The 12,377-nt window shown below is 60.1% G+C and carries 16 protein-coding genes; 5 read left to right on the top strand and 11 right to left on the bottom strand.

Annotated elements, in window-relative coordinates; translation table 11 throughout:
• Positions 1 to 54: 54 nt before the first annotated feature.
• The gene (locus ACZ9BX_RS05670) at positions 55 to 306 is read left to right on the top strand and encodes a DUF1127 domain-containing protein (RefSeq protein ID WP_476216304.1); all 252 of its coding nucleotides are present in this window, start codon (positions 55 to 57) and stop codon (positions 304 to 306) included.
• On the opposite strand, the gene ACZ9BX_RS05665 is transcribed toward ACZ9BX_RS05670, so the two are convergent.
• The 7 genes from ACZ9BX_RS05665 to ACZ9BX_RS05635 form a co-directional block, all read right to left on the bottom strand.
• Positions 307 to 705 (bottom strand): hypothetical protein, encoded by a 399-nt coding sequence (locus ACZ9BX_RS05665; protein WP_476216302.1) that lies wholly within the window; start codon positions 703 to 705, stop codon positions 307 to 309. It abuts the gene before it with no gap.
• A 47-nt stretch (positions 706 to 752) separates the two neighbouring features.
• Positions 753 to 1,424, bottom strand: coding sequence for a phosphoribosylformylglycinamidine synthase subunit PurQ (purQ, locus tag ACZ9BX_RS05660; protein ID WP_132567099.1), 672 nt, complete (start codon positions 1,422 to 1,424; stop codon positions 753 to 755).
• Positions 1,421 to 1,588: a hypothetical protein gene (locus ACZ9BX_RS05655; RefSeq protein WP_167333931.1), complete on the bottom strand. Its 168-nt coding sequence runs from the start codon at positions 1,586 to 1,588 to the stop codon at positions 1,421 to 1,423. The genes purQ and ACZ9BX_RS05655 overlap by 4 nt, the downstream gene beginning before the upstream one ends.
• Positions 1,589 to 1,606: 18 nt before the next feature.
• Complete coding sequence (gene purS, locus ACZ9BX_RS05650) at positions 1,607 to 1,849, bottom strand: phosphoribosylformylglycinamidine synthase subunit PurS (protein ID WP_027512411.1); 243 nt, start codon at positions 1,847 to 1,849, stop codon at positions 1,607 to 1,609.
• A gap of 30 nt (positions 1,850 to 1,879) precedes the next feature.
• On the bottom strand, positions 1,880 to 2,644 hold the full coding sequence (purC, locus tag ACZ9BX_RS05645; RefSeq protein ID WP_027512412.1) for a phosphoribosylaminoimidazolesuccinocarboxamide synthase: 765 nt from the start codon (positions 2,642 to 2,644) through the stop codon (positions 1,880 to 1,882).
• 228 nt (positions 2,645 to 2,872) lie between these two features.
• Positions 2,873 to 5,098, bottom strand: coding sequence for a sensor domain-containing protein (locus tag ACZ9BX_RS05640; RefSeq protein ID WP_476219903.1), 2,226 nt, complete (start codon positions 5,096 to 5,098; stop codon positions 2,873 to 2,875).
• Positions 5,099 to 5,251: 153 nt separating this feature from the next.
• Positions 5,252 to 5,806 carry an RBBP9/YdeN family alpha/beta hydrolase gene (locus ACZ9BX_RS05635; RefSeq protein WP_132567185.1) on the bottom strand — a complete coding sequence of 185 codons (555 nt, stop codon included), beginning with the start codon at positions 5,804 to 5,806 and terminating at the stop codon, positions 5,252 to 5,254.
• Between the two features lie 166 nt (positions 5,807 to 5,972).
• On the opposite strand from ACZ9BX_RS05635, the gene ACZ9BX_RS05630 reads away from it, so the two are divergent.
• The 4 genes from ACZ9BX_RS05630 (at position 5,973) to ACZ9BX_RS05615 (ending at position 8,518) form a co-directional block, all read left to right on the top strand.
• A complete protein-coding gene (locus ACZ9BX_RS05630) occupies positions 5,973 to 6,770 on the top strand; it encodes a DUF2189 domain-containing protein (protein WP_476216299.1) in 798 nt (265 codons plus the stop codon).
• A gap of 85 nt (positions 6,771 to 6,855) precedes the next feature.
• Positions 6,856 to 7,320 (top strand): low affinity iron permease family protein, encoded by a 465-nt coding sequence (locus ACZ9BX_RS05625; protein ID WP_476216297.1) that lies wholly within the window; start codon positions 6,856 to 6,858, stop codon positions 7,318 to 7,320.
• A 92-nt stretch (positions 7,321 to 7,412) separates the two neighbouring features.
• Entirely contained in the window at positions 7,413 to 7,682 is a 270-nt protein-coding gene (locus tag ACZ9BX_RS05620) for a hypothetical protein (RefSeq protein WP_476216295.1), read from the top strand.
• Positions 7,670 to 8,518 (top strand): alpha/beta fold hydrolase, encoded by an 849-nt coding sequence (locus tag ACZ9BX_RS05615; protein ID WP_476216293.1) that lies wholly within the window; start codon positions 7,670 to 7,672, stop codon positions 8,516 to 8,518. Before ACZ9BX_RS05620 ends, ACZ9BX_RS05615 begins: the two co-directional genes overlap by 13 nt.
• 12 nt (positions 8,519 to 8,530) lie before the next feature.
• Here ACZ9BX_RS05615 and purB read toward each other — a convergent pair whose 3' ends face one another.
• From purB to ACZ9BX_RS05595, 4 genes are all read right to left on the bottom strand, one after another.
• Positions 8,531 to 9,832, bottom strand: a complete 1,302-nt coding sequence (purB, locus tag ACZ9BX_RS05610; protein ID WP_132567108.1) for an adenylosuccinate lyase — start codon at positions 9,830 to 9,832, stop codon at positions 8,531 to 8,533.
• A 64-nt stretch (positions 9,833 to 9,896) separates the two neighbouring features.
• A complete protein-coding gene (locus ACZ9BX_RS05605) occupies positions 9,897 to 10,382 on the bottom strand; it encodes a hypothetical protein (protein WP_476216290.1) in 486 nt (161 codons plus the stop codon).
• 16 nt (positions 10,383 to 10,398) lie between these two features.
• Entirely contained in the window at positions 10,399 to 11,076 is a 678-nt protein-coding gene (rpe, locus tag ACZ9BX_RS05600) for a ribulose-phosphate 3-epimerase (protein ID WP_476216288.1), read from the bottom strand.
• 99 nt (positions 11,077 to 11,175) lie between these two features.
• On the bottom strand, positions 11,176 to 12,261 hold the full coding sequence (locus ACZ9BX_RS05595) for an ABC transporter substrate-binding protein (protein ID WP_476216286.1): 1,086 nt from the start codon (positions 12,259 to 12,261) through the stop codon (positions 11,176 to 11,178).
• Positions 12,262 to 12,377: the final 116 nt, after the last annotated feature.

Here is a 12,377-nt window from a genome sequence, read left to right as displayed (position 1 = left end):
CACCCTTTGTCTGTCAAGCGTATGAAACAATCGTCAGTAACGAAGCGGACCTTCATGACGATGTCTATCACTCAGAAGATCGATCAGCATATTGTGTCAATTGTTTCCATCGGTGAACGGTACGAAATGCAACCCGTGCCGGCGCAGGGGTTGTTTGCCGGGATTCGCGACAAGCTGTCTTGCTGGAGCGTGAAGCGCGAAAGCCGGCGTGCCTTGCGGGAGATGGCGGATTGGCAGCTGCGCGATATCGGACTTTCGCCCGTCGATGCAGCGAAGGAAATCAGCAAGTCACGCTATTGGGATTGATCAGCGGCAGGTTTTGCCGCCGCCAGACCAACGGGTCACGTCCGCGGCAATGCGGGTGGAAACAGGCTCGGACATCATCGGCCCGAACGCTTGCAGGCGAGCGGGATTGCCTTCGGCCTGGACGACGAGCAGCGGCCTGCCTTCCGGGCTGTTCTTGTGGACAACCAGGATTCGCGGGCGGCCCGAAAAGGAGTTGAGTTCCGGCGCCAGGCGGTAGGCTGAAAACGCAGCATCGCCGGACTTGAACCAGCACGAATTGGCGCCGACGGCAACGCGCTCCATGGTGGAGAGTGCGCTACGATCCGGGCCGGGAGACGGCGCCCTGGACTGGCACGAGGCGATTGGAACGCAAAGCGCACCGACAGCCGCAACCACGGCAATGTTCATGGAAAGGCGCATCAATCTTGCTCCGGTGGACCTGTTGAGTGCGTCTTACGCGGGGAAGGTTAAGCAGCGATTACGTCGAGCGCAGAGGCAAACAGCCCGCGGCCGTCGGAGCCGCCGTGGGCTGCCTCGATCAGGTTTTCCGGATGCGGCATCATGCCGAGCACATTGCCCCTGGCGTTCATCACCGCGGCAATGTCGTTGATCGAGCCATTTGGGTTGGTGCCTTCCGCATAACGGAAAACCACCTGGCCATTGCCTTCGATCTCAGCCAGCGTTTTGGCATCCGCGAAATAGTTGCCGTCATGGTGGGCGACCGGGCAGCGTATGACCTGGCCCTTGGCATAGGCGCGGGTGAAATCGGTGTCGGCGTTGGCGACCTCAAGCTTGATCTCACGGCAGACGAACCTCAGTGAGGCGTTGCGCATCAGCGCACCAGGCAGCAGGCCGGCCTCGACGAGAATCTGGAAGCCGTTGCAGACACCCAGAACCTTGACGCCCTTTTGGGCCTTGGCGATGATCGCCTGCATTACCGGCATACGCGCCGCGATCGCGCCGCAGCGCAGATAGTCGCCATAGGAAAAGCCGCCCGGGATGACGATCAGATCGACGTCTGGAATATCGGTTTCCGTCTGCCAGATCGTCACGGGCGCGCGGCCGGAGATTTTCGTCAGCGCTGCGATCATGTCGCGATCGCGGTTGAGGCCTGGAAGTTGAACGACGGCTGATTTCATGGGTGCGGTTCAAACCTTGCTTGTGCTTCTGCCAATTCTCGAAGTTCGAGACGATTTTCAATGCGCTCCAGCCGGTCTTCATGCCGTGCAAGGACACCATAGTCGATACGCTGGTGCATCTTTTTCAACAGCTCATACATGAGCTCTTGATTCACCTCGACCATCACAACTTTCCGCAACCGTCAGTCGAGAGAAATAGTATAATTCTCGATCACCGTGTTTGCGAGGAGTTTTTCGCACATAGCCTTGAGGTCGGCTTCAGCCTTCGTCTTGTCGGCGCTTTCGAGCTCGAGGTCGAAGACCTTGCCCTGGCGGACGTGGCCGATGCCTGTGAAGCCGAGGCCGCCGAGCGCGCCCTCAATTGCCTTGCCCTGCGGATCGAGAACGCCGTTTTTCAGCGTGACGGTTACACGAGCCTTGATCACTTCTTCTTCCCTGTCTTTGACCAGAACGTCTTACTTGACCAAAACGGGGCCGGTGCCGCGCACAGGCTCGTTTTCGTTGATAATGCCGAGGCGGCGCGCGACTTCGGAATAGGCTTCAAGAAGCCCGCCCATATCACGGCGGAAGCGGTCCTTGTCCATCTTCTCATGGGTTTCAATATCCCAGAGGCGGCAGGAGTCCGGCGAAATCTCGTCGGCAAGGATGATGCGCATCATGTCGCCTTCAAACAGGCGGCCGCATTCGATCTTGAAATCGACGAGCTGGATGCCGACGCCGAGGAAGAGACCCGTCATAAAATCGTTGACACGGATGGCGAGCGCCATGATGTCGTCGAGTTCAGCAGGATTTGCCCAGCCGAAGGCGGTGATGTGCTCTTCCGAGACCATCGGATCGTCGAGGGCATCGGACTTGTAGTAGAATTCGATGATCGAGCGCGGCAGGACCACGCCTTCCTCGATGCCGAGGCGCTTGGCCAGCGAACCGGCGGCGACATTGCGCACGACGATCTCGAGTGGGATCATCTCTACTTCCCGGATCAGCTGCTCGCGCATATTGAGGCGGCGGATGAAGTGGGTCGGGATGCCGATCTTGTTCAGATGGTTGAAGATGAATTCCGAAATGCGGTTATTCAGAACGCCCTTGCCATCAATGACTTCGTGTTTCTTCTTGTTGAAGGCCGTGGCGTCATCCTTGAAGAACTGGATCAACGTGCCCGGTTCCGGTCCCTCATATAGAATCTTGGCCTTGCCCTCGTAGATACGGCGGCGACGGTTCATTTTAATTGTTCTCTGTCGTTGGCGCTCTTGGGATAGCGCGAGTGGATGGACCTCGTGGCGTCCCCATAAAGGAAAAGAAAGAGTTTCACAATGCGCCTGTCACTCCTTCTCCCAATTCCAATATGTAGGAACTTGGCCCAAGAGAATCGAAGATTTTCTGGATACAAGCTTACAGGTTTTTGTGACACCGTGGAATCGCTGCCGCCAGCGCGGCCGCTTATGCAAGCTTTATTTGCTGCGGTTGCTTTTGATTTGGTGGCGAAGAGCGCCCTGAAGGGCGCGGGCGCCGCCATCGTGCCGCCGCCAGCCCGCGTTGCGTACAAAAGCCGGAATCTGCATGGCCGGCATCGGCCGCGCCAGCGCATAACCTTGCAGCATGTCGCAGCCGAGATCGCCGAGGACGCGGACATGATCCACGCTTTCGACGCCCTCGGCCGTGACGAGGATGTTCAGCGAACGGCCGATATCGATGATGGAGCGGACGAGCTTTCTCTGCTCGGCCGACTGCGGCAGCATGCGGATCAGCTCCCGGTCGATCTTCAGCGTGCGCGGGCTGAGCTTGAGTAAGCTGACGATCGAGGCGTGGCCTGTACCAAAGTCATCGATCTCGATATCGATCCCGAGCTTGCGAAACTGCCTGAGATTGGCCAGGACGGCATCGTCGCAATCGTCAAGCGATATGGATTCCAGGAGTTCGAAGGAGAGGATGCCCGGCTCGATTTTTTGCGCCCGCAGCTTCTTGCCAAGGCCCGGATCGGCCAAGCGCCTGGACGAGACATTCACCGAAAGCTTCGGTGCGACAAAACCGTCTCTCGCCCAGGCGGCGCGATCGGCCAGCGCCTTTTCGAGGATCAGGCTGTCGATCGCCGAGACGACGTCGAGATCTTCGGCAATCGTCAGGAAGTGGCCGGGTGTCAGCAGTCCGTGCTCCGGATGCCGCCAGCGCGCCAGCGTCTCTACGCCGGCAACCTCCAGGGTCCGGGCATGGAACTGCAATTGATAGAAGGGGATGAATTCGTTGCGCTCCAGTCCCAGCAGCATTTCATCCGACAGGCGCTTTGCCGCAATGATGGTGCGGCGGGCGTCCCTCGAGAAGAATTCATGGCGGTTGCGGCCTGCGCCCTTGGCGCGGTAAAGCGCGATATCGGCATTGAGCAGCAACTGCTTTGCATCGAGATCCCTGCCGCTGTCGGCGGCGATGCCGATGCTGGCTCCGAAGCGGCAGTCATGGCCTTCGTAGCGGACCGGCTTGCTCAGCTCGCGGATGATGCGGGCGGCCATGTTGGAAAGCTTTTTCGGAGCGCTGTCGATCGTGCAGAGTACGACGAACTCGTCGCCGCCGATGCGCGCAACGAAATCGCTCGAGCGCACGCTCTCTTTCAGCACCCTGGCCACATGTTTCAGCATGGCATCGCCGGCGCGGTGGCCGAGCGTATCGTTGATCTGCTTGAAGCGATCGAGGTCGATATGCAGGACTGCGAGCGTCAGGCCATTCTCGCGGCATTCGGCGGAGCGCTCGTCAAGCATGCGGTCGAGATAGCGGCGGTTTGGCAGCTCGGTGAGATAGTCGTGAAGCGCCAGATGCTCGATGCTTTCCCTGGCGGCTTCGAGCTCCTGATTGCGGGCTTCCGCGAGATCCTTTGCCTTCTGCAGATCGTTGCGAAGACTGACCTCTTCGGTCACATCCCAATTTGCGCCAATGAGCTTGCGCTTGCCGTCGGCATCCACGAAGAAAGCCGAGCGGGCGCGAATGACGCGTTCGGCGCCGTCGCCGCGGATGATGCGGAACTCTTGCAGCAGGCCGCGGTCTTTTTCGAGACTTATTTCCAGGTTCTTCAGCGTGCCTTCGCGGTCGTCCGGATGCAGCGCCTGCTCCCATGCTTCGCTGAGCTTTATGCGCGGCGTGCCCTCAAGCCCGTACATCGCCAGCAAGCGGTCGTCCCACTCGACGGTTCCGGCATCGAGATCGGCTTCAAAAACGCCGATGCGCGAGATTTCGAGAGCGAGATCCAGCCTGCGCGATAGGTGCTCGAGCATTTCCTCGGATCGCTTGCGGGCCGTGATGTCCGTATCCGTGCCGACGATGCGCGCAGGCGCGCCGTTTTCGTCCCACTCCACACAGGCGCCACGGCATTCGATCCAGACCCAATGGCCGTCCCTGTGGCGCTCCCGGTATTCGAAAACATGGTGATCCGGGTCGCCGGCGATCTGTTTCCCGATGGCCTCAATGACGAAATCCCGGTCATCGGGATGAAGAAGTTTGATCCATTCCTCATAGTCCCCGTCGGCTTCCTCCTCCGGAGCCAGGCCGCGGATTTCTTTCCAAGTGTCGGAGTAGTATTTGGTCCCGGCCCGGTTGTTGTGATCCCAGACGCCGAGCCCGGAACCAACGAGCGCATAGTTCCAACGGCTCTCGCGCTCGGCCAGATCGGAGGCATCCGGTGCCGGCTTCATCGCAAGCTTGTCGTCCGTATCGATCGCGCTGACCTGTTTTCGATTCTTCACTGCGCACTCGCTCAATTCGCGTCTAGGCAGTTTGAAGTTATTGAATAAAATAACTGTTAAGCAATGCCTGAAGGACGTGGAAAACTTTCGGTTTTCCAGAGCCTAAGGCTTCAGGCGGCTCAGGAATTGCGCGAAGACCATCGTGCCTTCGGGCCAGGGGCCGTGACCTGACTCCGCATTGATATGGCCGGATTCGCCGGCGTCGATCAGAAGCGAGCCCCAGCTTGCGGCGATGTCGTCGGCATGCTCATAGCTGCCGAAAGGATCGTTGCGGCTTGCCACCGTGATCGCAGGGAAGGGCAGTGGCTCGCGCGGGTAGGGGCCGAAAGTCATCAGATGCTTCGGGCGGATATTCGGGTTGGCGACCTCGGGTGGCGCCACGAAGAAGGCGCCGGCCACCTTCTTCCTGAAACGCGGGATCGCGTGGATGGCCGACGGTATGCCAAGCGAGTGGGCGACAAGGACAACGGGGCGGGAGGAGGCGTTCACTTCCTCGGCGATGCGGGCGACCCAATCGTCGAGGACCGGCTTCGACCATTCGGCCTGTTCGACGCGCCGCGCCGTGCTGAGCTTTGCTTCCCAGCGGCTCTGCCAGTGGTCGGGACCGGAATTCGTGTAGCCGGGGATGATGAGAATATCGAGGTCAGAAGCTTTCATGATGCCGCCGATGTGAGAAAGCTTGGCCGCTCTGTCAAGGGAAAGCGCGACAACGGCGGCGAAATTCGTTATGATCGCGCCATTGCCGGTTGCGGATTCTCGTGTCGGCTGCGTCATTGCCGATACTTTTCCGCCGCCGGTCGATCGGCTTACGGAGGAGAAAGCCATGCCGGCATTTCATGTCATGACAGGATCCGGTGAGCGCTATGCGCGCCTTGCCGTCAACAAGATCAGTACCGCAGACGTCTTCGACGCGCTCCGGCGGGGGCTGGACGATTTTCGCGAAAAGCCTTCTCACTACGTGTTCTTATGCCTCATGTATCCGATCGCCGGCATTTTCCTTTTCCTTGCGTCATCGGGCGCCAACCTGTTGCCGATGATCTTTCCGCTGATGTCCGGCTTCGCGCTGATCGGGCCGATCGCTGCCATCGGGCTCTACGAAATCAGCCGCCGCCGCGAGGCCGGTCTCGATACGTCGTGGACGCATGCGCTCGAAGTCAGGCAGTCGCCCGCCTTGCCGTCCATCATCGTCGGCGGGTTGCTGCTGTTTGGCTTCTTCGTCGTCTGGCTCGTTGCCGCTCAGGCACTCTACACGAGCCTGTTCGGCGACGTTTTCCCACGGTCGATCGAGGTGTTCACATCGCAGATTTTTGGCACGCCCGAAGGCATGCAGTTGATCGTTTGGGGCAATCTGCTGGGGCTTGTCTTCGCGATCGTGGTTCTGGCGACGACCGTCGTCACTTTCCCTCTACTTCTCGATCGCGACGTCGGGCTCGTGGCTGCGATGGCGGCATCGATCCGCGCCACTGTCGTCAATCCGCTGCCGGTCATGCTGTGGGGCTTGATCATTGCCGCGGCGCTCGTCGTGGGCACGATCCCGCTGTTCGTCGGCCTGGCCCTGGTGATGCCTATACTCGGCCACGCGACATGGCATCTCTATAGAAAACTGATCACGTCCGCATAAGGCGAGCTGCAGTCTGTGCGTTAAGCGGGCGGAACCTGCAACCTCTTTCAAAGTTAATCTGACGATGCCTTTGAAGGAGGTTGCCATGGCAACGCCGCAGCACGTCTTTGCCCGTTTCGCCAGCACGGTGTCGGAATGGGCGGGCAAGCCGGCTATTTTCGTCTTCGCGCTTGCGACCGTCATCGTTTGGGCCGTCGCAGGGCCTTTCTTCGACTATTCGGAAACATGGCAGCTGGTCATCAATACCGGCACGACGATCGTGACCTTCCTCATGGTGTTCGTGCTGCAGAACGCGCAGACGCGCGATACCCGCGCCATCCAGGCCAAGCTCGACGAACTCATCCTGACCAGCCGTGCCGAGAACCGCTTCATCGGCATCGAAAATCTCGACGAGGAGGCTCTGGAACACATGGACCGGTTGGTGGCAAAGGCCGCCAAAGAGAAAGGCTCGACGGAAGCCGGCTCGGTATCGGAGGCTGGTGGAAGAAAAGGCAGGAGATCGCCGGGCAGTAAACGCGCTGCGCCGTCGAAAGCACGAAAGCAGAAATGAAAACGGCACCCCCTGACGTCAGCGTTCCCCGAAATATCGAAAGTGGCGGTTGGCGGGGGTATCCCTCATAGCAGCCCATAAGATATTCCCGTGTGGGCGATTTCTTCGGAAATCACAAACATCTCCCGTTCCTCTCACGTCGTTGGCGCGCCTGCTTCATCCCGTTGCATGCGTATAAAAATCGGTTGCATGCACGCAATTTTGATTTTAATCTGCAACCAGTTGTGAAATACAATCACATCCTTATCAGCAAAGCAGCCGTCACTCACTCCGCTCGTGAGCTCATCGTGAAGCCAGCAGAAGACGCAGTGTGCGGGGCGGAAGGCTTCCCAATCGAGAAGGAACAAGCATGGCCAAATTGACGATCAACAGCGGAGACGTGAAACTGGCGACAGAAACATTCGGCGATCATTCGAATCCTGCAGTGCTGCTCATCATGGGCGCGATGGCTTCGATGCTATGGTGGCCGGACGAATTCTGCGAGCGTATTGCAGCTTCCGGCCGGTACGTGATCCGCTACGACAATCGGGACACCGGGCTCTCCACGGCCTATCCAACCGGCGAACCGGGCTATACCTTCGCTGATATGGCGGAAGATGCAATCGCGATCCTTGACGGATATGGGATCGAAACAGCCCATCTCGTCGGGATGTCGCTCGGCGGCATGATCGCTCAGTGGGTGACGCTTGGCCATCCGGATCGCGTCAAGACGCTGACATTAATCAGCTCCAGTCCGCTGGGGATTAACGGTCTGCCGCCATTCACGGAAGCCTATGGCGAGCACGCGGCAACGGCAGAGGCGGTCGACTGGAGCAACCGCGCAAGCGTCCTCGACTTCATGACAAGGGATGCGCGCATGGTGGCCAGCACGTTGCATCCGCATGATGCCGGCGCTGCACGACGGCTAGTAGAACAGGACCTGGATCGGGCGCGCTCCTTTGCAAGCGCGACTAATCATTTCCTGCTCGAAGGTGGTGACGACGCTAGCCCCAAAAATGCGGCCGACCTGTCGGTGCCGCTCCTCGTCATTCATGGAACTTCCGACCCGATATTTCCAATCGCTCATGGCGAAGCTCTCGTCCGATCGGTTTCCGGCTCGACGCTGCAACGCGTCGAGGGCGGCGGTCATGAGCTTCACAGAGAAGACTGGCCGCAGATCGTTAGCGCGATCGTTTCACATACCGGAAACCGGCAATAAAGCGCTCCGTGGTTAGCCGAAAACGCGCTTGAAGATAGTGTCCACATGTTTGGTATGGTAGCCAAGGTCGAACTTCTCGCGGAGATCCTCTTCGGACAGTGCTGCACGGACTTCCTTGTCGGCGAGCAGTTCTTCGAGAAAGTCCATGCCCTGTTCCCAGACCTTCATGGCGTTGCGCTGCACGAGGCGATAGGCGTCCTCGCGGGAAACGCCCGCCTGGGTAAGGGCCAGTAGAACCCGCTGCGAATGGACGAGGCCCCGGAACTTGTTGAGGTTCTTCTCCATGTTTTCGGGGTAAATCACGAGCTTTTCGACGACGCCGGCCAGGCGGTTCAGGGCAAAATCCAGCGTAATCGTTGTATCCGGGCCGATGGCGCGCTCGACGCTCGAGTGGCTGATATCGCGCTCGTGCCAGAGTGCGACGTTCTCCAGTGCCGGAACGACTGACATGCGCACCAGGCGGGCAAGACCGGTCAGGTTTTCGGTGAGAACCGGATTGCGCTTGTGCGGCATAGCGGACGAGCCCTTCTGGCCCGGCGAGAAGAATTCCTCGGCTTCCAGAACCTCGGTGCGCTGCATGTGGCGGATTTCGATCGCAACGTTCTCGATCGACGAGGCGATGACGCCGAGCGTGGCGAAGAACATCGCATGGCGGTCGCGCGGAATGACCTGGGTCGAAACCGGCTCAGGCGTGAGGCCGAGCTTGGCGCAGACATGCTCCTCGACGCGCGGGTCGATATTGGCGAAGGTGCCGACTGCTCCGGAGATGGCACCGGTGGCAATCTCGGCGCGCGCCGCAACGAGGCGCGCGCGGTTGCGGTTCATCTCGGCATAGAAGCGGGCGAGGGTTAGCCCCATGGTGGTCGGCTCGGCGTGGATACCGTGGCTGCGGCCGATGCGGACCGTGTCCTTGTGCTCGAAGGCACGCGTCTTGAGCGCGGCGAGCACGCGGTCCATGCCGGCAAGCAAAATGTCGGCGGCGCGAACCAGCTGGATGTTGAGCGTGGTGTCGAGCACGTCGGACGAGGTCATCCCCTGATGGACGAAGCGGCTGTCAGGCCCGACGAATTCGGCAAGGTGCGTCAGGAAGGCGATGACGTCATGTTTGGTGACGGCTTCGATCTCGTCGATCCTGGCGACGTCGAACTTGGCAGCCCCTCCCTTTTCCCAGATCGTCTTTGCCGCGTCCTTCGGAATGACGCCGAGTTCGGCCAGCGCGTCGCAGGCATGCGCTTCGATCTCGAACCAGATGCGGAACTTGGTTTCGGGCGACCAGATGGCGACCATCTCTGGGCGGGAGTAACGCGGGATCATGGCTCACTGCTTTCGTTGCGAGGAAGACTTTCTGGCGCCCCTGTAGCAAAGACGCGCGGTAATCTCAACGCATGCGTTTCGCAAGCACGTAGCTGGTTACAAGCAGGCAGACCAGGCCAAACGGCAAGAAGAGCCGCAGACCGAGCACGAGGAACTGATAGACGGCGTTCGCGCCGGTAAAAATGAGCTGATAGGTCCAGATGAGGCTGCCGAACGGTGCGTGCCAGCGCGAATAGAAAATGCGGTAGTCCATGGAAAAGAGAAATGCCGTCATCAGCATCGTGCCTGCCGTCAGGCAGACGAAGAAGGCGGCAAAGCGCGTTTCGATCCGCCGCCGATAAGCAAAGAAGCGGGCAATCGGCAGCACGAAGGGCCAGGAGAGAAGTCCACCCGCAAAATAGAGACGCGCCAGTTCGATCGCGTGGCCCGTCTCGAAACGGTTGCGCATGTAAAGCGTCGTCATCGCCGAGGCCATCATCATGAGGCCCCAAAGCGCCGCGCCGCCAAACAGCTCGAAATAGGGTGGTCTGGCAGCGCGTATCCGTTCCATCGTCAGGGATGTAGTCTCATGCGCGCCCGGCCTCGGCAGCGCTTCGCAGGTCGCTGATGGCCTTGCGGTAGGCGTCGACCGAGCCGCCCTTGAAGATCGCCGAGCCAGCGACGAGCACATTGCCGCCCGCCTTGCCGACGATCGGCGCGGTCTCGACCGTGACGCCGCCGTCGACCTCAAGCTCGATCGGCCTGTCACCGATCAGGGATTTCGCGGCTGCAATCTTCCCGGCCATCGCGGGAATGAATTTCTGGCCGCCGAAGCCGGGGTTCACCGACATGATGAGGATGAGGTCGACGTGGTCGAGAACATTTTCGATCGCCGACAGCGGCGTTGCCGGATTGATTGTCACGCCGGCCTTCTTGCCGACATTGCGGATCGTCTGCAGCGAGCGGTGAAGATGCGGACCTGCCTCGGCATGGACCGTGATGCGGTCGCAGCCGGCCTTGGCGAAGGCTTCCAGATAGGGATCGGCCGGCGAGATCATCAGGTGGCAGTCGAAGGTTGCGTCCGTATAGGAGCGCAACGATTTGATGACGTCGGCGCCGAAGGAGATGTTCGGCACGAAATGGCCGTCCATGACGTCGAGGTGGATCCAGTCGGCGCCTGCTGCCGTGACGTCGCGCACTTCCTGTCCGAGCTTGGCAAAATCCGCAGCCAGGATGGAGGGGGCGATCCGGATTGGCAGGGTCATGGTACTTCTCACTCCTCGGGAATTCGCGGCGGTTTAGCAGGACACGGGCGAACGGGCAACAGCATGGCGCGCACCCGTAAACTCTGCGTAAATGGCATTCTAATCCCCCGGCGAATCTCCGGGCGCGGCGAACGTGCCGCGGCGCCATTCCAGCAGCGTGTAAGGGTTCTCCGAAAGCTCGTGGCCGGCGGTGAACGTCAGATCGCCGATGGGCGTAGAGAACGTCGTGCCGACGAGTTTTTCCGCCACCGTCTCTCCTTCCGCCGTGGCAGTCGTTGCAGCCTGCTGCGCGATGGCTGCTGCTGCGGCTGCCTGCAGGACATAGCCTTCAGGCTCGATGCCTTGCGCCCGCAATGCCGCCGCTGCGGCTTGTGCGGGCCGCAAAGTGTCGAATTCCGGCATGGTGACCGCACGCACGCCGTCTGGAAGCGGCAGCGGCTGGTTTGCCGCCCGCATGGCATCTCCGCCCAGAATATCGAGCGGAATCTTCTCCGCTGCGGCGTCTCGAGCGATAACAGCGACGTCGGCGCGGTCGCCACCGATGAAAACCTTGGTGGCACCGGCCTTCCTCAGGCGGCGGACGAGGGCGATCTGCTGGTCCTGACCCGGCCGATAGGTATCCGTAAAGACGGGCTTCAGCCCTTTTTCCTCAAGTGCATTCCGGACGGCCTCAGTCAGTTCGCGGCCATGGATGGTGCCGTCCTCTATGAGGGCCATCGGGGCTGCCTCCCAGTCGTTGAGGATCGCTTCGATGATGCGTGCGGCTTCGGCGCCATCGGCTGGCGCCAGGCGAAACAGCGGCCAGCCGTTTTTCAATGCATCCTCCATCAGGATGCGGGCGCGCACCGAGACGGTGATCGCCGGGATGTTTGCATCCTTGAGCTTCGGCAGCACGCTTTCCAGCGTCTCGCTGCAGAGAAAACCGATCGCGACCTGCACCTTGGCGTTCACCAGCGCATCGGCAATCGCGGCACTACTGTTTTCCTCGCAGGGCTCATTGATCGCGACGACAGTGTTGCCATCCTTGGTGATCTGATAGTTCGCCCCGGCGAAAACCTGCGCGCCGAGCTGCTGCAGGCTGCCGCCCTGGGGAGCGACAACGCCGATCGTAACACCCGTGGCATGGCTTGCGGCTGCTGCCAGAAACAGCATCGAAAAAGCCGCTATGCCACGCAGAATATTCATGAAAATCGCCGTTTCCCTGTCGCCCTCCATGCCCTTTTAGCTGCCCGGCGGCAATCGTCAAAGAAAAACAGGCGGAATGCGCCGCATTTCGTCGGCTTCATTGTAGAAAAGGTAAC

The sequence above is a fragment of the Rhizobium sp. USDA 3886 genome (assembly GCF_056279785.1).
This window is presented reverse-complemented; position numbering and strand designations above follow the sequence as displayed.